Origin of the sequence: Burkholderia sp. PAMC 26561 (assembly GCF_001557535.2) — a bacterium.
Taxonomy (GTDB): domain Bacteria; phylum Pseudomonadota; class Gammaproteobacteria; order Burkholderiales; family Burkholderiaceae; genus Caballeronia.
The window spans coordinates 161317-185995 of the sequence record NZ_CP014309.1; the positions used below are offsets into that span (position 1 = coordinate 161317).

The following is a 24679-nucleotide window of genomic DNA, read 5'->3' on the forward strand; positions in this document are numbered from 1 at the left end:
GGCAGATCGGTCTGCGAGTCCCGAGGCTTCCAACCGCAGATACCAGTTCCGCGATAGGGGAGCGCTACTTGGCTGCCATGTACGAGATTTTGCGTAACCGGGTCTGCAATGCACATGTTGAGACGTGAAAGTTGACCGTTTCGGTGCGTTTCGAGCAAATTTTAGAGCGTGGTTTTAGTCACATCTCTATGTGAAGTCGTTATCAACAATAATCATAGGCCGCGCGTCACTGCGGACCGCTTCGGTGTCTGTGCGTGTCGAATATCCGTGAATGCTGGAAGACGACGCAAAGAGTTTTTTGATAAAGCATTTCGACGTTTCCGCAACAGTGCGCTCTTTTTCTAAAGTAAGTATCCGAGTATTTGGTATGTTTAGATCACGGCGCTAAAAGGAGATTAACACCCGTGTGCCGAGACAGGTTCGGACAGGAGAATTGAAATGCTGCGATGGATTGCAAGTTGGGCTGCCCGTTACGCGCCCACAGTGGAACAGCAAGCGCAGAAAGCAATGCCTGAATTGCGCATGGCGTTGTACCAGGCAGAGCAGCGCATTCTTGATGCGCAGGTGCAGGCCGAGTACTATCGGTCTCGGCTTGCATTCTGCGAATCGGTACTGAAGAATGGGATTGAGCAGGTAAGCGACCTACGGCGAGACCCGCATCCAGGGGCGCCGACACTTAAGTTGGGGCCTACTCTCACCACCGCAAAGTCGGCTTAGAACTTTTGTCACCAAATGGATGGGGCTGTGTGTATTTGCTATCAAGCGCCGTTATCCTAAACAATGAAAGTGCGTCGTAATGCGAATGCGAGCACGGAGAGCCGACGAACAAACGCCCGTCGGATAAACCACAGCAGTCAAGCGGTTTGCCGCAGCAACGCACGGCGATAGCTTGATCGAAGCAGGAGGTCCGGCACGGGCGTCAAGACTTCCGACATAAACTGTAGTTCGACACAGGACGCAATGCCATGGCGCGGGGCGGCACGGTGAAACGCACGGCGCGCGCACTCGAGTTGCGAGCGATCGCCGTCAGCTACTGCACGGATCGCCTGCCGTTCATCTTCACTTAGAATTTGCATGTTAGGTCCATTCGCTTGGTGATTCAAAATGCATTGTACGTGGCGTTTAGCGATCATATAAGTGAGGACGTGGACGAACGAGCAAGTGGAATTCCAAGCTTCTGTCACGAATGGTCACGAATGCAGTATCGATTCATTGATATGGTCAGCTGGATGTGTTTGAACTCGGCTAGACTTCTTTCAAAAGACCGTGCTGATGTGGCTGTTCTCAGCCGTCCGGACCGCAATTCTCGCTGCCCCATGACACCGACTTGCGTGAGCCGGATACGCGAAGAAACATTTCGCGGATATCGGCAGCCGGCCTTATTTGGTTTTGCACCATTGGTGTTTCCAGGGACCCATCCATCGTCGAGGCGTGTCATTGACCGGCGTTATGGAGCCATTCCGGGATCGGCGTATTGGCGCCACCTGATGATCGGCGCATAGGCGCCAGCGCAGGATCGGCGTTATGGCGCCAGTCCGTGACCGGCGTAAAGGAGCCAGTCAATGATCGGCGTATAGGCGCCACTGGCGCGAGGTGTTGAACGCGATTCGAACTTTCCAGATGGGTACTCTCCCGTTCTTTCTGAACGGAGTGTCCATGACCAACCGGAGGTTCGAATTGTTTGAGTACCGTCAAGTCCTTGTCCGCATGCGGCAAGGCGATTCTGATCGCGACATCGGGCGTAGCGGCCTGATGGGTCGCAAGAAGTTGACCGCTGTTCGTCGTATGGCCGACGAGCGCGGCTGGCTGAATCCCGGGCAGCCGTTGCCTGACGACACCGTGATTGCCGGCGTGTTTGGCCGCACTCCACATTTGCCGAGCACATGCGTGTCCACGCTCGAGCCGTTTCGCGAGCAGATCCGTGACTGGCATGACGCCGGCGTTCAGGGAACAACGATTCACCACGCGCTGAAAGTATGCGATCCATCAACGACGCCTCTCTAAGGTTACACGCCGTTGGAGTGTGGACGGTGTAGGGAGCGCGCCATCAGGGAATGTCGGCCGGCATCTTCCAAGGAAGCAGCGCGTCGTATTCATCGACGGTATTTGCAAGTGGCAGCCGTTGAAACAGCCAGGTGAGGTAACGATAGGGATCAATGCGGTGGGCGCGACAGGTCTCCACGATTGAGTAGATGTTAGCGCTGGCGTTGGCGCCCGCAACGGTGTCTGCAAAGAGCCAGGAGCGGCGTCCTACACAGAATGGGCGAATCGAGTTTTCACAAGCATTATTCGAGATGGGCCAGCTGCCATTCTCGGTGTATCGAATTAGTTTCGGCCACTGTCCGCGCAGGTAAGTTAGCGCTTTGCCGAGGAGGCTATTTGGCACGACGCCGGGAGATTGCTCGGTCAACAGCTTATGAATCACATCGAGCACGCGCCTACAATACCGTTGTCGCAATCGCTGTCGTCGATCGACAGCCCATTGCGCGCTGCGTGTCTCGACGGCGAATAACTTTCCGATGAGCTTGATGAAACGCGTGGCCAGCAGATCGGGCGAGCGCGCTGCTTTAGGCACATTTTCCTCTGCCTTGATGAAGTATCGTCTCGCGTGAACCCAGCATCCAAGATGAACAAGCTGGTATCGCTCGGCGAGGCTGTTATAGGGTTCATAGCCGTCCGTCATCAGAACCGCACCTTTACGAATGCCCGTGAACAGTTTGTCAGCCAGGTGCGCACCGCGACCGGGCGTGTAGGTGAAGCAGCGGATCGGATTTCCTGAATCCGTCATCTGCGACCAGAGATAGCTCTTCGTCTGAGGCTTACGCCCCTTCTCCTTCAAGACCTGGAATGTCGTCTCGTCGCAGTAGACCAGCTCCGCATCGAGCAATGCATCGCGCATCAGGTTAATCACAGGCTGTATTGCCAGACCGACGCGAACCATGCTCGCGGCGATCGTGTTGGACGAGATGTCGCCGCCAAAGCGCCGCAGCAAACCAGCCTGACGATAAAGTGGCATTCCGAACTGGTACTTGCCCGTGGCGATCCACGCAAGCGCCGATTCGGTAAGCAGTCCGCGAGGGATGATGCGCGCGGGCGCCGGCGTGACCTTGATGCCGAGATCGCAGCATGGGCACGCATACTTGACGCGCTGATGCTGGATCACACGAAGCTGCTCTGGAATCACATCGAGCTGCTCGCTGATCTCGACCCCGATTTCCACGAGCGCGTGACCGTCGTTCGTGCAGAAGCGGTCGGCCTCGGGGAGATCATGTCGCACAACCTCGCGCGGCAGATTCGGATCGAGCGGTTTGCGATGACCACGCCGCTTGCGCTGATGCGTACCAGCTGTCGTCTCTGGAGTGTCTTCCAAGGCGGCCGTGCTGTTCGCACTGAGCGCTTCGGCTTCGTTGAACAGACCCAGTTGATCGGAACCCCGCGCTTCGCTCTTCGCGCCGAACAGTTCACGACGGTAAGCACGAAGCCGCTCCTCGGCAAGATCGCGTTCCGCTGTCACGAGCCGCAACGCGCCACGTAGCGTTTCCTGTTCTTCGCGCAGTGCGCGAGCGGCCTCGCGCTCAGCGAGCAGCTCTTTCAATTCGTCGGCGGTGATCGTGACCTCGATCGGCATACTGCTTGGACTAATATGCCAAGGGCGCGTTCAGCTAACGCGGAGATATTCTCGCTTTGTATGTCGCCGGATCGTCGTAATGTCATCGCCGTCGAGCAGCGCATGCAGGACGTCGCTTGTCATCGTCACGACCTCGGCCTTGTTGTCCGGCCAGATGAAGTGGCTCGTCTCCAATCGTTTGATCATTAGCCAGAAACCGCTGCCATCCCAGAAGAGAATCTTGATGCGGTCACGACGCCGATTCCCGAAGATGTAAAGAGAGGAGTCCATCGGGTTCAATTGCATGGACTGCTCAACGAGGATTGACAGGCTGTTCATACCGTAGCGGAAATCGACAGGATCCCGGTGCAAGTAAACCTTCAGCTTTTCGTCGAACCTGAACACGGCAACCTCCCCAGGATCTGCACTACGGTCGTCAGTTCGTCGATGGTCGCGATCGAGCTGCCCAGCTCAAGTTCGACGCCGTTCGATAGACGCACATGCAGCGCCAGAGACATCGTCATCGGGGGTGGCGCAGCCGATGGTGGCGTCGCCGCATGGGCGACCGCAACAAATGGCGCAGCGTGATCGTTGTACGACATCGTTAGCGCGGCAGGCACCGCAATGTCGATCATCACTTCGTCCGATACCTCGGAGACTTTAGCAACCGATTCTGTGGCGGCTTGCCGCTGCCGATACTGCGTAACCCAGGTGCGCAACAGATTCGGGTTGATATCATGTTCCATGGCTGTTCGGGCAATCGATACGCCTCGCTTCAGACACAGACGGATAAGTTCATCCCGCGCTTCGTCATCGTATTCGCGTCGGCCATCGCGCTTTTGGCCAATCACTAAACGGCTTCGCAAGTCATTTTCTTCTGTCATCGGTGCAAATCCTCTAAGTGTCCACGTGGACACCTAGCATCAGAGTGCAACGATTTCTACACAAGGACGCTACTGATGGATCGCATACCGCTGAAACGCAACCATGGCTACACCGCCAGCTTCTCGGCGATGCGCCGTATCCTGCTGGGCCTGAGGGCCGAACGCGGCGTGCCGGCCACAACGATCCTTGAGTTTGCGCCAGCGGGGGCCGCACAGGTTGACTTCGGCGCCGGGCCGGTACTACGTAAGCGGTCGGTGAAGGACACACCTCGGACTGGAATAGATTATGCCGAGGCATCCCTTTCGGGTTTGCCGAGGTTCCAAGGCAACAAGGCCTCGTAGTCGTCGGCGGTCTTGGCATAGGGCAGCGCCGTAAATAGGTCGACCAGATATCGATAAGCGTCGACACGATTTGCGACACACGTTTGGACAAGCGAGTACAGGTTCGCGCTCGCTTTAGCCCCACCCACAGAGTCAGCGAATAACCATGCTCGGCGTCCGACTACAAATGGACGAATCGAATTCTCAGCTGGATTGTTATCAATGGGCCACGCTTCGTTTTCCACATAGCGAATCAGTTTTGGCCACTGACCGGCAAGATACCTCAGGGCTTCGCCTAATTTTCCGCTCGGCGCAGTCGTATCGAGATGGTGGTCAAGGAGTCTCTTGATTTCCGTGAGCACTGCACGACTGTAGCGCCGACGTAAGCGCGCTCGCCAGTTGGACTTCTTATGCGCGTGCGACTCCGCCGCATAGAGCTTGGCAATGAGATGGATGAATTGCGTGGACGGCTGATGTACACCACGCGCCTCTTTGGGTAACCCGTCTTCCGCTTTCACGAAGTAACGCCTCGCGTGAACCCAGCAACCTAAATGCACGGCGCCATGGGTTTGCGCGATCGCGTTGTATGGTTCGTACCCGTCGCTCATCAGCACGGCGCCGTGGCGCATGCCTGCCCATAGGTTTGACCCGTGTTGCGTGCCACGCCCGGGTGCATATCCGAAGAGCCGCACGGGTCGCCCGCTGCCGTTGATTTGGCACCACATATAGCTCTTGGTTTGCGCCGCTCGCCCAGGCTCCTTGAGCACTTGCACGGTGGTCTCGTCAGCGAACACAATCTCGCTGTCGAGTAAGGGAACCCGCAATAAATTGATGATGGGCTGCACCGCCTCGCCCAGGCGCACGACACTGGCCGCAAGCGTATTGCGCGAGATGTCACCGCCAAAGCGTTTGAGCAGCGCCGCAATGCGGTACAGCGGCAACCCATCCATGAATTTCGACACCACGAACCAGGCCAGCGCCGCTTCGGTGAACAAACCCTTCGAGATGATGCGCAAACGCGCCGGCGTAACCAAGATTCCCTGGTCACACTCTGCGCACGCGTACTTCACGCGCTCGTGACGAATCACCCGTACTTGCTGTGGAACGATGTCAAGCTGCTCGCTGACTTCGACGCCGATCTCGATCAACGTCGTGCCGTCGTTTGGGCAGGTACGTTCTGATTCGGGCAATTCGTAGCGAATCACTTCACGCGGCAGAGCAGGATCGAGCGGCTTTCGACCGGGCTTCTTACGTTTATGACCCGCGACCTCAGTTTCAGCTTCGTCAGACTGTGCCGGCGCCGTCGCTGCGGTGGGGGCAAGCGCTTCGGCTTCGTTCAGAAACAGGTCCCGCTGCTCAGCACTACGTGCTTCGCTCTTGGCGCCGAACAACTGGCGCTGGAACGCTTTGAGTTGTTCCTTGAGAAGGTCGCGTTCGACCTTGGTCACCCGTAGTTCGCCGCGCAACGCTCGGCTATCGGCAAGCGCCGCATCACGCTCAGCGATGAGCGCGGCGAGCTCTTCGGCGGTGATCGAGTGGGGTTTGTGAATGTCGCGGGCCATGGCGTAACAATAGCCAATCGCGAGCCTCCGTAGGTTTACGGGAATTTCTAAACATCTGACCGGCGTCTCGTGGATGGGACAGACAATGAACGAGATGCACCGGTCGTGCGCGTGAGCGCGGCTAGCTCGCGCGCATGTAGTGACGGGCCGAATGCTTCTTCATGGCCGCCAGGTCGACACCGTCGAGCAGCCAGTGCAACTGTTCCACCGTCAGCTCAAGAACTGCCGCCTCGCGGGGCCATGCAAAGCGGTCTGCCTCTAACCGTTTGATCAATAGCCAGAAGCCCGTTCGGTTCCACAGGATGAGCTTTACACGGTCGCGCCGCTTGTTGGTAAAGGCATAAACGGCGGGCGCGAACGGGTCGAGTTTCAATGCTTGCTCGACCAATGCAACCAACCCGTTAATCCCTTTACGACCGTCGATGGCGTCGCGGTGAAGGAAGACCTTCAAGTCTTCGTCGAATCGAAACATGGCAAGGTACTCAGCGTGGTTAGTAGTGACAGCAACTGATCGTCTCGGGCATCATCGAATTCAACCTTGATGCCGTTGGGAAATCGAACCTCCAAGCGAGGTGCAGTCTCCTTTGGCTGGGCCTGAGTTGGAATCACGGGTATGAAAGCCGCTGCCGCCGGGTTCAAGGGCTTAGCCACCGGCACGATCCCGGTGCTCGCCTGCCGTTTTTTATCAGCCGTAACCCACGTACGCAACAAGTTTGCGTTTAATCCGTGGTCCAGCGCGAGACGTGCGACGGACACGCCCGGCACCTTGCAGGCCTCGATCAGTTCTCGCTTGGCTTTCGGGTCGTACACGCATCGACCGTCCTGCTTGCGGCCTACAATAAGCCGCGCTTTCAACTCTGAGGTGATGTCAGTCATAGATGTCCACGTTGATTTACGTGGACATATGGTCGCCACTGTGAGGCGCTTCCGCTAGACGCTGACAACGGACCGCTTACGGTACTACCACATGAATTGGGCGCGCAGATCAAGACGTGGTTCTACGCATGACCTGAACGGATTACGCTCGAGAACGGCTTGCGCTTTCGCTGTGAGGCTTATTAAGCCTTCACGCATGTCGGTGAAGCCCGCGGCCAGCCACACACGCGTGCCAGTAGGTGGTCCCATCACCATTGAGCACCACGCATTGAAAAGTCGCGTTAGCCGTTCGCTGGAAACACGTTGTTCCAAGCTGTGATAATCGCAAGTCAGCCGTTGCGGGCTATGCGGCGACACCGGTCGTCATTGTGGGCTTGCCGGCATCACAGCGGGCTACCAGTGCAGAATCATCCTGCGTGCCGCGACCGTCGGCACAAGCGGCACGGCCGACTGCTTACCTGCCCAACGGGGTGGATCTTGAACTCGAGTGTTCAGCAGACGGCGCTGCAATAGTAAGTTCGGTGATCGTTGCGTTGGGAGTACATTGACGTTTCGCTTCGAAGCGGACCTCGCTGTCTTCTGCATCGCAAACCGGTCGACTTTTGTGCTTATGCCACGCTCGGGGCTATCCAAAGTCCGTGGGACACAACCACACATACTGCTGTGGACGTTGCAAGCTACTCAGCTTACATAAGTGCCCGAGCGCCTTCGCTTGTGCAGCATCGGTTGTAACTTGCCTGGCGCCTTGTGGCGACCAGGACTTAGCACGGAAGCAGCTACTGGGGACTAGACTGGCTCTGTTGCTGCGGCGCCTGAGTCTGCTGCTGGGCTTGCGCCTTGGCTTGCGCATCTTCTTTTGCTTTTTTGCTAGCCATGTGGTGGCCCACTATACAGCCACCGGCTGCGCCGAGCACCGCATGACCGCTGCCGACAAAGTGGCCCCCCACACCCCCGACGGCCGCGCCTTTAAGGCAACCCGCGGCATTGGCTTGGGCAACTCCTAAGCATGTCAGGAGTGAAAAAATCAAGACCTTCGTAACGCGCATAACACCTCCGGATGTTTGGAAAAATCACATGGGGCCGACTTTTACAAACGCAAGTGGTGTCGTCCGCGTGAAGCCATAAAAATTTCGGCGAAAGCGGCTCAGCTATTTGCGCCCTCGCACCTTTAGAACAAATCGATGGGCTGATAAATAGCTCACGAAATTTGGTTGCGAGGTCCAGGAGGAAACATCGGTGAGGCGACGTTTGACAGTAGCCATCGAATTTTCGCTTCGCCGGTCGTTGCATGACCGGCGTCAGCGTCAGCCATTTGCGAACGTCAGAACATTGCAAATTTGCGTTAAGCACACCATCGTGGCGATCGAGACCTTTACATGGCGTTGCGCAACCACCTGTCGCCAGCAATCGTGCGCCGATACCACCAAAACAGCGGCGCCATTGGCAATATCACCGGTGGATGCAAAGGCCAATTATTGTTGGCGCCGGCGAAATTTAAGATGGGACCTATACCGTATGTAAAATGGCAATTAAGGCGAAAAAATGGGTAACGAAGGTAGCCTTTTGAGTGGATCCGCGCGGAAGGTCGTTGCATGCTCCGCGGAGTTTATGTTGCATTTGGATACCGGAAATATGGCGCACGCGCGCCCCGTACTGCGGCCGGAAGCCGCAATGGAGTTTTGATAATGAGAAAATTCGGACGTCTTCTGGCAATTGTATCGGTCTTGGGTGCTTTTCTTACCTTGACAGGCTGTAATACGATCGCAGGCGTTGGGGATGATATATCCGGCTCGGCACGTGCAGTTCAGCACTCGCTATAGCCCTGAGTCTGCATGAGTAGCTACCGTACGGAAATCGATCTTAGAGAAAGAGAGGAACGGCTTCGAACTACAAAGAATTGTTGGCTCGGGCGTTAGAGCTCGATTACCAGATAGCCGCGGCCCTTGACGTGGCTGCGGCATCAGCACTTACCGAGATCGAAGCAAAAATTGCCGGGGCCGATTCAAGGTGGATGGTTTGTTTTCGACAAATAAAACACGGAAGGGACGCGTTGACAGTGGCCCTTCCTATCATGACCCAGATTCGGGTGCGTTCTGGAGTGGCCTGGGACGAGAACCCCATCGCATCACAGGCAAGGATCGGGCGTCCTTCGTCGTTACTGAAGACCAGTAGCCGATCTTTGATCTCAACTTTTGAATCGTCTTGGTTGGTCTGGCTCTCGGTCGTCTTACGAATCGCACGAGAGAGTCAAGCCGCCTAATTCGTTTTATCGCCGAGCGCGGCATAAGGGTCGCGATTAGCGCAAGGGATTGGCGCTCCCACTCGCACAGTCGCTTCCTTTCCAACAATAATAAAGCCGGCGAAAGCCAATGCTGTGGCCCGTTCATCTATGCACGTCTGGGACACATTGAACATGACCCGCCAATATCTGTCGACATCAAAAGCTCCGAAACACTCGCGTCGGGAGAAAGGAGTCAGACCAGGTTTCGTCAGCCGGATGACCCACGGGCGATCGCGACGAAGTTATTTGTTTTAACGTCGCTATCGTCTGAACGTGAAGCCAATGCGAGGCGAATCGATACGTTTGGCGGAAGCACATCGGCGTATGCAATACCATCAATTCGGATCTGACAAACAGACGAAGGTACTAATGAGACCCCGAATCCTGCCGCAACGAGGTTTACTACGGATGACAATTGTGGGGCCTGCTGCCCCTCGCGCGGAACAAACCCTGCGTTACGACACGCGTCCAAGATGACATCATGCAGTGTCGGACTAACTACCCGCGGGAGTAAAACAAATGGCTCTTGCGAAAGGTCCGAGAGCGCCACCCGCCGTTTTTTAGCTAGTGGATGTGTGCTCGGAATAACTACCCTCATAGCTTCGGTAGCAATATGATCTAACTGAACGCCGGTTGGTGACTCGCCTCCCAAACGGACGAAAGCAACATCGACGCTGCCGTCGTGCAGAAGGTCAAGAAGCTGGGCGGTGTTGCCCTCCGCGAGAGTTAGCTTGACGCCTGGGAATGACTGTCGATAGGTTTGAATTAACTTCGATACGACTGGGTTAAAGGCAGCCGAGCCTGTGAACCCAATGTTAAGTTGTCCCAGTTCTCCACGAGCTGCGCTCTGCGCTTTCTCAACAGCGTGCCGTGCGTCTTGTAGAAGCCTTTTCGCATCGGTCGCAAAAGCGTTGCCAGCGTCGGTCAAAACCACGCCATGCCCGGTGCGGCGAAATAGCCTCGTTCCAATCTCCTTCTCTAGAGCATGAATTTGTGTGCTAAGTGGCGGCTGACCGATGCCCAGCCGCTCGGCCGCACGCGTGACATTGCTCTCTTCAGCAACTGCCAAAAAATACCGAATGTGACGTAGTTCCATGCGATATCTTTTTAAGGTATTTCAGGAAGACATGATAGATATTGGACAGAATATCACCGTTGCGACACTATGGGTTGTTGCCACTCATTTGAGCACGCACTGCGATGAGGTTAATAGATCAGTCTCGTCCAAGTAAGGGGGTCTAGCATGGCTGAAGCTGTAAAAAAACCAAGGCCTGAGTACCGGAACATCGGACTTGCTCAGCTCGCAACCTACCGCTTGCCGCTAGCGGGAAAGGTTTCGATTCTGCACCGCATCAGTGGTCTGCTTCTATTCGTAGCGCTACCGTTTCTGCTTTATCTGCTGGACCAAAGCCTGACATCGGAAATCAGTTTCGATGCATTCAAGGGCTTTCTCGCCAATCCTCTCGTCAAGCTCGTCGTGCTCGTGCTGTCGTGGTCCTTCCTGTTCCACTTCTGCGCCGGCATCCGTTTCCTCCTTCTCGATACGCACCGTGCAGTAAGCAAGGAAGGCGGCAAGCAGACGTCCATCGTGGTACTGACGGTGTCGACCCTGCTGACAATCGTCGTTGCGCTTAAACTCTTCGGAGCCTTCTGACAATGGCCGCGAATAACAACAACCGAATCGGTCCCAAGCGCCTTGTAGTGGGCGCGCATTACGGTCTGCGTGACTGGCTCGCGCAGCGCATTACCGCCGTTGTCATGGCTTTGTACACGCTGGTGCTGCTGTTCTGGTTTTTCGGTGCACGCGATTTTTCGTATGACGGCTGGGCGTCGATCTTCGCCATGCAATGGATGAAGCTTGCAACCTTCGTAGCCCTGCTCTCGCTCTTCTATCACGCGTGGGTCGGCATTCGGGACATCTGGATGGACTACGTGAAGCCGGTCGGCTTGCGTCTGCTCCTGCAAGTGGCGACGATCCTCTGGCTGGTCGGTTGTATCGGCTACGCGGCACAGATTCTCTGGAGAGTGTAAAGAATGGCTGCAATTAAAACGTCCCTGCCGCGTCGCCGTTTCGACGTCGTGATCGTGGGTGCAGGTGGTTCCGGCATGCGCGCTTCGCTGCAACTCGCTCGTGCGGGTTTGTCGGTCGCGGTGCTGTCCAAGGTATTCCCCACGCGTTCGCATACCGTGGCCGCGCAAGGCGGGATTGGCGCGTCGCTTGGCAACATGAGCGAAGACAACTGGCACTATCACTTCTACGACACCATCAAGGGCTCCGACTGGCTCGGCGACCAGGATGCGATCGAATTCATGTGCCGCGAAGCCCCCGGTGCTGTCTACGAACTTGAACACATGGGCATGCCGTTCGACCGCAACGCCGACGGCACGATCTACCAGCGTCCGTTCGGCGGCCACACGGCCAACTACGGCGAGAAGCCGGTTCAGCGCGCATGCGCCGCGGCCGACCGTACCGGCCATGCGTTGCTGCACACGCTGTATCAGCAGAACGTCGCGGCCAAGACGCACTTCTTCGTTGAATGGATGGCGCTGGACCTGATCCGCGACGCCGACGGCGACGTGCTCGGCGTGACCGCGCTGGAAATGGAAACGGGCGACGTCCACATCCTCGAAGGCAAGACCACGTTGTTCGCAACGGGCGGCGCGGGCCGGATCTTCGCGGCATCGACCAATGCGTTCATCAATACCGGCGACGGACTCGGCATGGCCGCGCGTTCGGGCATCGCCTTGCAGGACATGGAATTCTGGCAATTCCATCCGACCGGCGTGGCCGGCGCGGGCGTGCTGATCACCGAAGGCGTGCGCGGCGAAGGCGGCATCCTGCGCAACTCGGACGGCGAACGCTTCATGGAGCGCTATGCACCGACTTTGAAGGACCTGGCGCCGCGTGACTTCGTATCGCGTTCGATGGACCAGGAAATCAAGGAAGGCCGCGGCGTGGGTCCGAACAAGGATCACGTGTTGCTTGACCTTTCGCACATCGGCGCCGAGACCATCATGAAGCGTCTCCCGTCGATCCGCGAAATCGCGATGAAGTTCGCGAACGTCGATTGCATCAAGGAACCGATTCCGGTTGTACCGACCATCCATTACCAGATGGGCGGCATTCCGACGAACATTCACGGCCAGGTGGTCGGAACGCTCAAGGGCGGCTACGAAGAACCGGTCAACGGCTTCTACGCTGTCGGCGAATGCTCGTGTGTGTCGGTGCACGGCGCGAACCGTCTCGGCACGAATTCGCTGCTCGACCTCGTGGTGTTTGGCCGTGCGGCCGGCAACCACATCATCAAGCACGCGAAGGAAATGAAGGAGCACAAACCCCTTCCGGCCGATGCAGCCGACGCAGCGCTTGAACGCCTCGCCGTGCTGGAAAACTCGTCGTCGGGCGATTACACGCAGGCCATCGCGAACGATATCCGCGCGACCATGCAGGCACATGCTGGTGTGTTCCGCACGTCCGCGTTGCTGGAAGAAGGCGTGGGCAAGATCAAGGAACTGTCCGAGCGCGTGAAGCACGTGCATCTGAAGGACAAGTCGAAGGTCTTCAACACGGCGAAGGTCGAAGCGCTCGAACTCGCGAACCTGATCGAAGTGGCGCGCGCCACCATGATTTCAGCGGAAGCGCGCAAGGAAAGCCGCGGTGCGCATGCGCACAGCAACTTCGAAACGCGCGACGACGACAACTGGATGAAGCACACGCTGTGGTTCAGCGAAGGCGACAAGCTCGACTACAAGCCGGTGCACATGACGCCGCTGACGGTCGAATCGGTGCCGCCCAAAGCGCGGACCTTCTAAGGCAAAGGAATCGAAATGGCAAAGCGTACTTTTGAAATCTACCGCTACGATCCGGACAAGGATGCGGCGCCCCGCATGCAGACGTACGAGATCGAAATCGACTCGCACGAGCGCATGTTGCTGGACGCGCTGCTGAAGCTGAAATCTGTCGATGAAACCCTGTCGTTCCGCCGTTCGTGCCGCGAAGGCGTGTGCGGTTCGGACGCCATGAACATCAACGGCAAGAACGGCTTGGCCTGCCTGCAGAACATGAACGACCTGCCGCAGAAGATCGTGCTGCGCCCGCTGCCAGGTCTGCCGGTCGTGCGTGACCTGATTTGCGACTTCACGCAATTCTTCAACCAGTATCATTCGATCAAGCCGTACCTGATCAACGACACGCCGCCGCCGGAAAAGGAGCGTCTGCAGACGCCCGAAGAACGCGACGAGCTTGATGGCTTGTACGAGTGCATTCTGTGCGCCAGCTGCTCCACCTCGTGCCCGAGCTTTTGGTGGAACCCGGACAAGTTCGTGGGTCCGGCGGGCTTGCTGCAAGCCTATCGTTTCATTGCGGACAGCCGCGACGAAGCGACGGGTGAACGTCTGGACAACCTGGAAGATCCGTACCGTCTGTTCCGTTGCCACACGATCATGAATTGCGTGGATGTGTGCCCGAAGGGACTGAACCCCACGAAGGCAATCGGCAAGATCAAGGAATTGATGGTGCGCCGCGCTGTCTGATAGGGACTGTGTCATGAATGACTCCGGGCATCAGTCCGACCCTCTACGTCGTGCACGCCTTAGGTGGCGGGCGCGGCGCGGTCTGCTGGAAAACGATCTGATCTTCGAACGTTTTTTCAGCCGATATGAGCATGACCTCAGTGACACGGACGTCGGCGTGCTGACGCAACTGCTGGAACTGAGCGACAACGACCTGATGGACTTGCTGCTGGCACGCAAGGAACCGGATGGCGAACTGGCCTCGCCGGATATGACTCGCGTGCTGGAGATGCTGCGCTCAGCCTGAGCCAGTCACGCGGTTGTGCAATTGTCGTGCGAATTATCGAAAACCTGTTTCCATACTTCGATTGAGTATATCGCGCGACCGAACACTGATCAGTGACTGAGTGTCGGCAATCGATGACTTTCGTTGAAGTGACTTCCCAGACGCAATGCAAGGGTCACGCAGCCGAAAGCTAAGCGTGGGATGAGTCGATGGCGGTCCATCGTTTCCGTCCCATTTGCGGACATATTAATCCGGCCAAATAGGAAATTCGTTACCCGTTCCTCATCAGGATGGCGAAATAACCACCGAAGCATCGAACTCCGCGGGAAGTGTTCGGTGCCCGTCCTAGGCTGCTTGCTGACTTTTAACTCAGATTCCCGGACGTCTCTAAGTTTTATTTAACGTCGTGAGCAACGATGACACTATTGAACACAGTGGCATTTCAACGTTTCCCCTCGGATTGGGCGTGCATCTGACGATGAACAACTGAGGGGCATACAAGACACCTAATGTGCGCTTGGTTAGCTTAACATCCGCACTTGCGCTTACGCGCGTCAGTCCCCCGGGACCAAACATGCGGGTGTGATTCTTACCTCTAACTCAATGGCGACGGCGCTACCGCACGCATCGTGCTCGTGTCTTGCCGTTGCTGTGGCGATGTTCATTAAAGCGCGTTGGAGTAGCTACCCTTAATGGGCGTCAGTTGCAGTTCGAACTGCCGATGACCAAATTAAACTCGGAAACCTCTATACGACCGCAGATTTTCAAAGAAACAGGTCGCGGGCCTGCTCAAATATCCCGACTATCTCCTCGGCGACAAGCCGGATAGTAGCGTCGTTCCTATCACGGCGGCGGGTTACTTGATACACATCTCTGCTCGGTGGGCATGATCCCAGATCGCAGATTCTTAACGCCGGATCGCTGCGTCCAATGTAGTGGGGAATCAGTGCAAGGCCAATACCTGAACGCGCAGCGATCGATTGCAGAAATTGGTCCTTTGCGCGAAACGCCAAGCGAGCGAGCGGGAAGTGTTCAGATGACCATGCTGCTCCAGACAGGTAGTGGTTAAGGAAAAGTGCTGAACCGCACCGTACTTTATTAGCGCCACCGTGGACACCTGAATTTCCAATCTCTCCTTGAGCGCGTCACGTGGCCGAAAATTACTGATGGAACGGCTGGTGAGCCGAGTGCCAAATGTCGCGAACACGCGGACGCTGGTCAATCTAATCATGCGTTGCCTGCCCAATCTTATTTAATCAGACAAATTACTGCTTTACTAAAAATTATTTGAGATGGATAATTATTTCAGATAAATAATTTGGGATAAGCGGGTCATGGCATACCATCGCACCCAACTTGCCGACGAGATGGCGCAGCAGATTCTCCATCCGCGCGGCCTTGATACGCAGCTTCAGGCCGGCGTGTTCCTTTCCGGCCCGCGTCGTATCGGGAAGACCACCTTTGTGCGCCAAGACCTGATCCCCGCTCTACAGAAGAAGGGTGCGATTGTTGTGTACGCTGACCTGTGGAGCCAGGCGCTCGCAAATCCGGCGGACCTGGTGACGATGGCGGTCCAACAAACGGTGGGAGAACTCCAAACGCCTGCTTCCGATCTGTTTGAGCGCGTCTTGCGGCATCTCAAACGCGTTTCGTCGATCGACATGGGCGCTGCAGGCTTCAAATTCGGCTTCAAGTTGGATCAGATCGGGAAGATGTCCGGCCCGACCTTGGCGAAAGTGTTCACGGAAATCGTTGAGAGAACCCACGCGAATGTCGTGTTGATCATTGACGAGATCCAGCATGCGCTCGGTAGCGCGACTGGGAACGAACTGCTGCTTGCGTTGAAGGCCGCTCGCGACGCAGTGAACCTAAGCCCTAAAATGCCGGGGCGGTTGTACATCATTGGAACGGGCTCGCATCGCGCGCAGGTGCAAGAGATGGTCATCCGCGGGAATCAGGCGTTTCAAGGCGCCGTGTCGCAGCCATTCCCGCTGCTCGGCGAGGACTACGTAGCCCACGTACTGGCTCAGACGCACGAGCAACTGGGCGCGCGGTCACCGTCCCTCGCAGCTGCGCTCAACGCGTTTCAGCAACTCGGCAGCCGGCCCGAGGAGTTGCTCAAGGCTCTAGTGTCGCTTCGAGATAGCCCGTCGGACTTGGGACCGGATACGCAACTCCCCATCATTGTGCAGGCGCTGCGTCAGTCCGCCGCCGATCTTGAGATTACGCGGGTCGAAGGGCTAGGGGATCTCGCGATCGCGGTTTTCAACCGCATCTGCCAGAGCGATGCTCCGGCTGGTGGCCTTTACTCGGCTGAGGCGAACAAAGTCCTCGCCGCCGAGGTCGGCACTCTGGTGTCCCAGAGCGCGGTGCAGAACGCGCTTCTGTCGCTCACTGACGAGAATTTGGTTATGGCTGTAGGCAACGGGAAGTACGATGCAACCGATCCGTTCGTCAAGACGGCGTGGCGAGAATCGCGCGGCTTGGCGTCAGCGATGGGGATCGATATCGCGACGCCAGCGCGTAAGCGAGGCTCAAAACGCGGACAGCAGTAGCGTGGATCGACCACGGGAAGACAGCGCGCCAGCATGAAAACAAGAGTTACCGGGAGCTGTTGTCGCCGTCGGCGATGGTCGGCAACGCCAGCTGATTTGGGCCGAGCGATCAATACTCAGCCACCGAGCAGGTTGGTGCCGCGTCTGCCACCGCTTGTATAGATATCGAACAGTGCCGAGAAGAAGCGATCGAAGGCCGGGGCGCGCGGATCACGCCGTATTGTCTCGCGTAATGACAATGACTCGATTATTGCGAGGGCCGTGCCATATTGTTTTTCTGCCCAGACTTCGCCGACCACGCGAAGCTGGTCCATGCTTTGTGCGAGATCGGTCTGGGCGCAGTACCAGAGTTGCCCCCAAACATTCGGCCGGACGACGGCGAACCACTCCGCTAGTTCAACGGCGGACCGGGCTCGGCCTGAACGCGACGTTCACTTGACGGCGTGTTTGAACATTCGAGCATCGGTCGCACACCGATTACGTTCACTGGAACTGCCAAAATGTGACAGCAAATGGAACCGTGCGGGCTGTTAGAGTTTCCGTGAGCCAACGAATGTGCTATCTAGCCTGACACTCGTTCTCATTTCCGCGATGGGTTTTCTGGCGCACTCCGAGCTTTGTTCAACGGTTCATCGCATCCGGACTCCGCGAGAAAACTGCCCGTTATGCTTCTCGCCATAGTGCGCGAGAGTCAGCCGAGGAGCCGGATAGCCCCCGCTATGTGTGTGAATGCCGTAAGGGCCCAAGTTGCGAAATCAATCTCACTCCCGACGGAGCGGCTATAACGTCAGGGATGCGATTCACCATGCATGCGGCTGAAGCGTGCACTCCGTCCGCGCGGTCGACCCGGATTTTTGATGACGGTCTTCCGTCAACCGTCCACATCATGTGTTCGGCCTCACCCTCTGCCAGAATGCGCAATTCGATATGCGCGCTTGCCGTTGGACCTTCGGCGGTTTCGACTGACGCGACGATCCTTAGGCCAAGCGAGGTGCCGGGGTCTAGCAACCTATTCAGGATGCGGCACCACACTGGTTGATCGGATAGCACCGGCTCCCGCCGTTCAGTCACGTTCGTAATGGTGAAGCCAAGCGCGTGCATTACGTGGTGCGGAATGCCTTTGTACAATTCACCTAGTTGGCCAGGCACTTTGGCCACCTTTTGCGCAAACTCGGCTTGCGTCATGTCCACGCCATAGGCTCGCATCATCCGCTCATTCGCTAGCTCAGCGTTTGTGAGGCTGTGATGGTTGAGCGAGCGAAGTTCACTGCAAGGCCCTGCGATTAGGATGCCCGGCCAGATACGCGAGAAGTCCCAGATACCGGTGCCCGTGAACGTGACGCTGCCCTGCTTGGCCAATGCGTCGATCTCCTCGGCCAACTTCGGATCAGCGCCCTGTGGGAAGTAGGACTCGGAACCGTGGCAGATAACGTTGATGCCAGCCCCAAGAAGACGTTGGTAGGCCATCAAGTTAAGACTCAGCCTTTCAGTCTGAACAACAAGCGCGATGTCCGCTCCCAAGGCAGCATAGTCGGCAGTTTCACAATCCTGAACGATGACCCCTAGATCTTCATTCAGACCAGCGAGGCGCCCTAAATCTTGGCCAATTTTGGGACCTGCTCGGTTCACGGCCGCGACGATTGGCCAACCTTTTTCAGCCAGGATGCGCACTGCCTCCATGCCATAGAAGCCGACGCCATAGATCATGACCCGGGGCTTGCGTCGAGCTTGGTCTTGAGTGTCGCTCTTCCCACATTCGGTCAGGTTCATAAAGGGTCGCTTCGACAGGTGAAGTGGCTTGCTCCAGCGCATGGGACAGAACGCGGGTGAGATCTGGGCGAGCCGCGAGGCGCCGCTTCTGCGCTTCGTGACGCTCTATGACTTTTGCGCCCTTAGGCTTCGGCCTCGCAACGTTGTTTGCGCTCTTGCAACGACAATTTTCATGTCTACGAGCGGAACGCATAGTTGAAGTTCAAAGCCGGTAGCGAAGGCCTCCTTGGCCGCACGCAGTTCCATGCGATCAAAAAGTCGCCGGCGCGGAAAGCCGCATGGCTCACATTGGCTACTTTGATGCATTAAACACCACTAGGTGAATTTTTGCAGACAACCGTTCCTACGGAGCTCATTCTACCTTCTTAGTCTATCAGGACGGTTCTCAAGCTCGTATTGGAATCGGTACATGCTTTGCAAATGCCACCGGCTCTATTACACGTGGACTTGTCTACTTTAACGCTTTGGACTTTTCAGACGCTTGCGATGCGAAGCTTCTAGGTCGTTCAAGCAACCCCCGTCCCCTCCTGCCTTGGAGGTCATTTTTAAGCAACCGTACATGCGGTACGAGGTGACATTTCGTCATCCACTTCCTTCGAATTGTGTGGAAGACGCTGTTGTCTTCTGGGCAAATTTCGTGGCGTTCGCTAGGACCCTCCGCTAAAAGGTAGGGTCAAAACAGCAAGCTCTGGAACGTTGGCTAACTCGAGGCTGGTCCCTTGTGCAAGTTGGTGTAAGAGCGAATAACTGCTTGAAATTATTTGGATGGACAACTAAGGTGTCGCACTTCAGATCTAAGAGACACCCAATGCCCACCGCGTACCGAAGCAAGACCCGTCTTTCTGCAGCTTACACAATATTACTTTTTCCTTTCCTGGTCTTCCGATCGGCCGACGTTGTGGCCGCGTGCAACACGACGGGTCTTTCGACAGTTTGCGACGCATCTGTGCCTAATCCTGCCACCGGCATGATCGGAACGGGCTCGAACGCTTCCGAAGATAACCGCACTATTACTATAGGAGCCGGCTCGTCCTTAGCAGTCGGTGACTCGAGTGCGATCAGCGTCGAAAACAACGCAAACATAACGGTAAGTGGAAATGTGAGCGCGACAGCGGTTTCCTCCCAAGGCCTTTACGGCACGGGTGCTAACGCCATTGATTTCCTTAACAACAGCAAGCTGACGGTCCAACAAGGCGGTCAGGTCGTGACACTTGGCACTGAGGCCTACGGTGAGCCCATAAATGTGGAGGGGTCGGGTAATAGCATCGTCAACAGTGGCTTGATAAAAGGCACGCACTCGGTAGCCATCTGGTTTCAGAACACCTCAGGCGCCAACACGGTGATTAATAGTCCGACCGGCATTATTCAGGCCCCAGGTAATGTCATAGGTTCGTCGGGCAACGGCGCGGTTGACTTCACCAATTATGGGCAAGTGATCGGTGATCTTAACTTCGGGGGCGGAGACGACGTACTCAGGCTTTATACCGGCTCTTCAATTTCTGGGAGTTTTAGTGGGGGAGGTGGAAACAATAGTATTTTTTTAAACGGCCTTGGCGCCTCCAGCTTGCCGGGTAATTTTACGCAGTTCCAGTCGCTTTACAAACAAGACTCTGGAACCTGGACGCTTACAGGAACGATCACCGGCGTCACGCTCTCGGAAGTACAAGCCGGCACGCTGGTATTGACGGGCAACAATAACAGTTATACCGGCAGGCTTCTGGTCGACGCAAGCGGCACGCTCGAAGCGCGAGCCCAGAGCCTGCCCCTGTCGATCAGCGACAATGGCCTGGTGCGTTTCGTCCAACCAGATGCGGGGACATACACCGGTTTGCTAGACGGTACCGGCTCCGTGGAAAAAACCGGCGCCGGCACGCTTACGCTCGCGCCCACTGCGCCGGCCGGCAACACGTACTCCGGCGGCACAACGATCACCCAAGGCACCGTCGCGCTCGCGGCGGACAACGCCCTTGGTGCGGCGACCGGTGCCCTAACGTTCAACGGCGGCACATTACAACTGACCCGGAACCTTGACTTGGCAGCCACACGTGCGGTTTCGGTGAACGCACCCGGCGGAACGTTCGACACGCAGGCTTTTACTTCGACTGTGGCACAAGGCATTACGGGCACCGGACAACTGACGAAAGCGGGGACCGGCTCTCTGACTCTCACCGGTACGAATACTTATACCGGTGGCACGACCATCGCCGCAGGCACTCTTCGGTTGGGCAACGGCGGAACCAGCGGCAGTATCACGGGCGACGTAATGGATAACGGCACGCTGCTGTTCGACCGGTCTGATGTCGCCGGCTACGCAGGCACGATATCCGGCTCAGGAGCAGTTAATCAAGCGGGCGTAGGCACCACTGTGCTGACAGGGGCGAGCACCTATACCGGTGGGACGTCGATCTCGGCGGGAACCTTGCAACTGGGCAGCAGCGGCACGAGCGGGAGCATCGTTGGAGACGTGACCGACAACGGACAGCTTGCATTTGATCGCTCGGATGTCGCAGGCTTCGCTGGTACCATTTCCGGCACTGGTTCAGTGTCTCAGATAGGTTCAGGCACCATGGTGCTGACGGGCGCTAACACGTACAACGCTGGGACTGCGGTCCAAACCGGGACCCTCGTGGTCGGCGACAGCGCGCATCCATCGGCCACCATTGGCGCGGGCTCAACGACTGTCGCACACGGCGCGACGCTCGGCGGGTATGGAACGGTGCTGGGTTCCGTAGACAATGCCGGTGTCGTTGCTACTGCCAATGCATTGCCTTTCACCTCGGGTAGCCCGAGCGGAACGTTCACTATTGCTGGCGATTTTACGAATCGTGGCGTGGCCCAACTCGGTGTGACGGGCAATACCATTGGCAATGTGCTGAATGTCGGCAGCAACTACACTGGCGTTGGCGGCACGCTTCGCCTGAACACCTTGTTAAATCAAGGCGGAGCCGCCTCCCAGTCCGACCGCCTCGTCGTGAACGGCAACACAACTGGCAACACCGCCATCCAGATAAATAAAGCAGGCTCAGGTGCACAAACGGTTGCCGACGGCATTCAACTGGTGCAGGTCAACGGCAATTCCGCGGCAGGCAGCTTCGCCCTTGGCGCGCCAGTACAAGCGGGCGCTTATCAATATCTCCTTTATCGAGGCGGAGCATCGACGCCCAGCGACTGGTACTTGCGGACTACTCTAGAAACGGCGCCCGGAGTTCCTCCCACGACGCCAGCAACGCCTGCTGCACCGGGCAACCCTCCCTCTCTTGCCGCGCCGGCTTATCGTCCCGCAACTGTCGGATATACGATGACGCCTTTACTAAATCTGGACTACGGCTTTTCGATTTTAGGGCGGCTCCATGAGCGTGTCGGCGACGTCGCCAGTCTTTCTGCGGTGCAACCCGGCAGCAAGGACGGCGTTTGGGGACGCATTGGCGGCGAAAGCTTGGATGCGAACTCTGATGATCGTTTTTCAAGCGATGAGCGCACTTTCTTTGCGCAGCTGGGCAAGGACTGGACACTCGACAATGCCCCGACGGGCGGCAGCACGCACGCAGGCGTGACGGTCACTCTTGGGTCCACGTCGGCGTCTTTTGAAGACAGTGCCAGGAATATCAACGCTCAACTGAGCAATACGACCGGCTCGGTTGAGACGCAAGCGCAGTCAGTAGGCGGCTACTGGACCAAGTATCTTTCCGACGGGACCTACTTCGATGGTGTCGGCCAGTTGACGCACTACCACAACAAATATGGCGACATTTACAGCGACAACGCGGCCCAGAATGGTTACGGCGCGGGCGCGTCGGGAGAAATCGGCAAGCCGTTCGTGCTTGGTTCGACCCGCATCGCTATCGAACCGCAAGCGCAGTTGCTGTATCAATACGTTCACCTGAACGCGACAAACGACGCGATCTCATCGGTAAGCGCGAATTCGACCAACGCCTTGCGCGGGCGGCTCGGATTCCGTTTGTTCACGGCGAATCTCAGCAACAATTCGAAGGATGGTGCGGCCACACCCTATTTCACGGCAAACGTACTGCACGACTTCTTCTCTCCCGGCCAGACCGAAGTTGGCAACGCGTCGTTTGACTCGGGGATGAACAAGACCTGGTATGAGCTAGGTGTGGGCGTGACGACGAGCGCAGGCAAAAATTCTGAGCTTTACGCGAATGTAAAATACTCGCGAAACTTCAGTGGGGCGTACCGACAGGGCGTGTTTGGCCAGGCGGGTTATCGGTATAGTTGGTGACTGGTCAGGATTCACGGCGAAGCGAAACGCGGGGCACAGTGACTTGAGGTCCTTGTTAATGTGTCTCAAACCAGGCAGGTCTTACGTAGCCTGCTCGCCGTGATCTTTTTACGGATCAACAGTTTGTCACGGTCGAATTCTTTTGAATGCGGCAGATAGAAAAAACAGTTTGCTACGTGGCTAATGACCAAAAAGCATATCGGAGGAAAGATTTATAAAAACGGAATGGAACGCATTCGAAATGCGTTCTGCTGCCTCAATCGTCGATAAATAAAAATACTCAAGCGGTCAGCCCAAAAAGTTGAAAGTGAGTTGGCTGCCGATGTGGCGCTAAGGTTTGTCGCCTGCCAACGCTCTATGCGCATTGAGAAGCCGAAATCTGAGCGCGCCGATTAACTGGAGCGGTGATAGCGCTTAAGGCGAACTCGAGGCACTGTTTCTGCCGGCAAGTGTCGCCATTTCGCCAGTGGCAACGTATTCAGCGTATATGATCCGAGCAGCTGGATTGAAGCTGACCCGCCGTCGCAGTCGTCGATGCCGCGCTACCTTTCATCAACTCAGTACGCATCGGGAACAGAGACACCAAATTTTACGACGGTCGCACTTTGCGCTGCGCCCTGCAACCGATGTAACGCTGCAGACCCGGTGTCTGCGTCTAGGCTGTCCCAAGATGCATGGTGAACAATCCACGTTCCAATATGGTTGCAACTCAGCGGTCGCAACGAAGTTTTACCTCGTGTCTGCGCATCGCGAGGGAGATCCCTTGAGCAGTTCGCCAGGCTGTGTGTATTCTAATGCCATCTTTTCGGCTTGCGCGCTGTAGTGGGTGGCTGGAACTCGACGCGAATGGCAACTGGAAATAGATCAGCTCGGAGGTCTCTTCTAGTGCCGACCTAATTCTTGATGGTAAAGTTTAACCAACGAAACTTAATTATTGAGAAAATTCTGATGAACAAACAAGAACTTGTCGATGCAGTCGCAGCACAATCCGGCGCAAGCAAAGCCTTGACCAGCGAAATCATCGATGAGGTGCTGGCAAAGATCACGCAAGCGGTGGTGTCCGGCGATACGGTTCAATTAGTTGGTTTTGGTTCGTTCGGTACTGGCGCGCGTGCCGCCCGTGCGGGGCGCAATCCGAAAACAGGCGAAGCGCTCCAGATTGCCGCAGCTACGACGGTAAAGTTCACTGCAGGAAAAGCGTTCAAGGACATTGTCAATCAGTAACGCTCCGTATTCGACTGTTCATCATTGCTGGACACTCCGTGTGTGCTCATTGGCAGTGTAGTGCTACACGGAGCTTGATACACTTGCATCTTTAATTCGGTTGATTCGGGTTAGATCTGACAAGTGACGAAGAAATGATCGGCGCGCAACACTCACATGAACCATCCCTCGTTGAAAATGGGCGTGCTGTTATGTTCAAGGTAGTGACCGCTGGTCGCGAGGTGAAGGCGATGATTACGAGGACGGCGCTAGAGCAGTACTTCTGGTTGGGTCCTGATGCAAGCGAAGGCCGCGTGCTGCGTATATTTGCTGACGGCCGCCAGCGCATAACGGCCGTCACGCAGCGCGTGGCTTTACGCAGCGGCGCGACCGAAGTCCGCCTTGATGCAGAGGACTTTGCGTCGTAGGCGCTTTCATTTCCGTACGGCCCAAATTTTATAAATTTGAGACTTTAATCCTTGAGCTGCGATGCTTAGGGTCGGCAAATTTTTAGATTCGGTTGATTGCTGTAGCCATCTCTCGGTTACTTGGCAGCAGTCTGACTGCCTACTGGACCTTCGC

At 56.5% G+C, this 24679-nt stretch carries 19 protein-coding genes; 10 read left to right on the top strand and 9 right to left on the bottom strand.

Going from position 1 to position 24679, the window contains the following annotated elements; all coding sequences use genetic code 11:
• Positions 1–1656: 1656 nt before the first annotated feature.
• Complete coding sequence (locus AXG89_RS27510) at positions 1657–2004, top strand: hypothetical protein (protein ID WP_236873512.1); 348 nt, start codon at positions 1657–1659, stop codon at positions 2002–2004.
• A 43-nt stretch (positions 2005–2047) separates the two neighbouring features.
• Here AXG89_RS27510 and tnpC (AXG89_RS27515) read toward each other — a convergent pair whose 3' ends face one another.
• The 7 genes from tnpC (AXG89_RS27515) to AXG89_RS27555 all read right to left on the bottom strand — a co-directional run bounded on the left by tnpC (AXG89_RS27515) (position 2048) and on the right by AXG89_RS27555 (position 10627).
• Positions 2048–3628, bottom strand: coding sequence for an IS66 family transposase (gene tnpC, locus AXG89_RS27515; protein WP_062173840.1), 1581 nt, complete (start codon positions 3626–3628; stop codon positions 2048–2050).
• A 30-nt stretch (positions 3629–3658) separates the two neighbouring features.
• Positions 3659–4012, bottom strand: a complete 354-nt coding sequence (gene tnpB, locus AXG89_RS27520) for an IS66 family insertion sequence element accessory protein TnpB (RefSeq protein WP_062173838.1) — start codon at positions 4010–4012, stop codon at positions 3659–3661.
• On the bottom strand, positions 3988–4491 hold the full coding sequence (locus AXG89_RS27525; RefSeq protein ID WP_062173836.1) for a transposase: 504 nt from the start codon (positions 4489–4491) through the stop codon (positions 3988–3990). Before AXG89_RS27525 ends, tnpB (AXG89_RS27520) begins: the two co-directional genes overlap by 25 nt.
• 284 nt (positions 4492–4775) lie before the next feature.
• Positions 4776–6374, bottom strand: a complete 1599-nt coding sequence (tnpC, locus tag AXG89_RS27535; protein WP_062173834.1) for an IS66 family transposase — start codon at positions 6372–6374, stop codon at positions 4776–4778.
• 121 nt (positions 6375–6495) lie between these two features.
• The gene (gene tnpB, locus AXG89_RS27540) at positions 6496–6846 is read right to left on the bottom strand and encodes an IS66 family insertion sequence element accessory protein TnpB (protein ID WP_062173832.1); all 351 of its coding nucleotides are present in this window, start codon (positions 6844–6846) and stop codon (positions 6496–6498) included.
• Positions 6822–7250: an IS66 family insertion sequence element accessory protein TnpA gene (gene tnpA, locus AXG89_RS27545; RefSeq protein ID WP_062173830.1), complete on the bottom strand. Its 429-nt coding sequence runs from the start codon at positions 7248–7250 to the stop codon at positions 6822–6824. Before tnpA ends, tnpB (AXG89_RS27540) begins: the two co-directional genes overlap by 25 nt.
• A gap of 2489 nt (positions 7251–9739) precedes the next feature.
• Entirely contained in the window at positions 9740–10627 is an 888-nt protein-coding gene (locus AXG89_RS27555; protein ID WP_062173826.1) for a LysR family transcriptional regulator, read from the bottom strand.
• 147 nt (positions 10628–10774) lie between these two features.
• On the opposite strand from AXG89_RS27555, the gene sdhC reads away from it, so the two are divergent.
• From sdhC to AXG89_RS27590, 6 genes are all read left to right on the top strand, one after another.
• The gene (sdhC, locus tag AXG89_RS27560) at positions 10775–11185 is read left to right on the top strand and encodes a succinate dehydrogenase, cytochrome b556 subunit (RefSeq protein WP_060818444.1); all 411 of its coding nucleotides are present in this window, start codon (positions 10775–10777) and stop codon (positions 11183–11185) included.
• A gap of 2 nt (positions 11186–11187) precedes the next feature.
• Positions 11188–11562 carry a succinate dehydrogenase, hydrophobic membrane anchor protein gene (sdhD, locus tag AXG89_RS27565; RefSeq protein WP_062002455.1) on the top strand — a complete coding sequence of 125 codons (375 nt, stop codon included), beginning with the start codon at positions 11188–11190 and terminating at the stop codon, positions 11560–11562.
• Between the two features lie 3 nt (positions 11563–11565).
• Positions 11566–13344, top strand: coding sequence for a succinate dehydrogenase flavoprotein subunit (gene sdhA, locus AXG89_RS27570; protein WP_062173823.1), 1779 nt, complete (start codon positions 11566–11568; stop codon positions 13342–13344).
• 15 nt (positions 13345–13359) lie between these two features.
• On the top strand, positions 13360–14064 hold the full coding sequence (locus tag AXG89_RS27575; RefSeq protein ID WP_031362534.1) for a succinate dehydrogenase iron-sulfur subunit: 705 nt from the start codon (positions 13360–13362) through the stop codon (positions 14062–14064).
• Positions 14065–14077: 13 nt separating this feature from the next.
• A complete protein-coding gene (locus tag AXG89_RS27580) occupies positions 14078–14350 on the top strand; it encodes an FAD assembly factor SdhE (protein ID WP_056362818.1) in 273 nt (90 codons plus the stop codon).
• Positions 14351–15663: 1313 nt separating this feature from the next.
• Positions 15664–16884 carry an ATP-binding protein gene (locus AXG89_RS27590; RefSeq protein WP_069638445.1) on the top strand — a complete coding sequence of 407 codons (1221 nt, stop codon included), beginning with the start codon at positions 15664–15666 and terminating at the stop codon, positions 16882–16884.
• Positions 16885–17000: 116 nt separating this feature from the next.
• Here the strand turns inward: AXG89_RS27590 and AXG89_RS27595 are convergent, their stop codons facing one another.
• Together AXG89_RS27595 and AXG89_RS27600 are read right to left on the bottom strand one after the other, a co-directional pair.
• Positions 17001–17198, bottom strand: a complete 198-nt coding sequence (locus AXG89_RS27595; protein ID WP_062173821.1) for a hypothetical protein — start codon at positions 17196–17198, stop codon at positions 17001–17003.
• Positions 17199–17601: 403 nt separating this feature from the next.
• Positions 17602–18654, bottom strand: coding sequence for an NAD(P)H-dependent amine dehydrogenase family protein (locus AXG89_RS27600; protein ID WP_062173819.1), 1053 nt, complete (start codon positions 18652–18654; stop codon positions 17602–17604).
• A gap of 808 nt (positions 18655–19462) precedes the next feature.
• Between AXG89_RS27600 and AXG89_RS27605 the strand changes: the two genes are divergently transcribed.
• From AXG89_RS27605 to AXG89_RS27615, 3 genes are all read left to right on the top strand, one after another.
• The gene (locus tag AXG89_RS27605; protein WP_062173817.1) at positions 19463–22894 is read left to right on the top strand and encodes an autotransporter outer membrane beta-barrel domain-containing protein; all 3432 of its coding nucleotides are present in this window, start codon (positions 19463–19465) and stop codon (positions 22892–22894) included.
• A gap of 948 nt (positions 22895–23842) precedes the next feature.
• A complete protein-coding gene (locus AXG89_RS27610) occupies positions 23843–24118 on the top strand; it encodes an HU family DNA-binding protein (protein ID WP_062173815.1) in 276 nt (91 codons plus the stop codon).
• A gap of 191 nt (positions 24119–24309) precedes the next feature.
• Positions 24310–24525, top strand: a complete 216-nt coding sequence (locus tag AXG89_RS27615; RefSeq protein ID WP_162916139.1) for a DUF1488 family protein — start codon at positions 24310–24312, stop codon at positions 24523–24525.
• Positions 24526–24679: the final 154 nt, after the last annotated feature.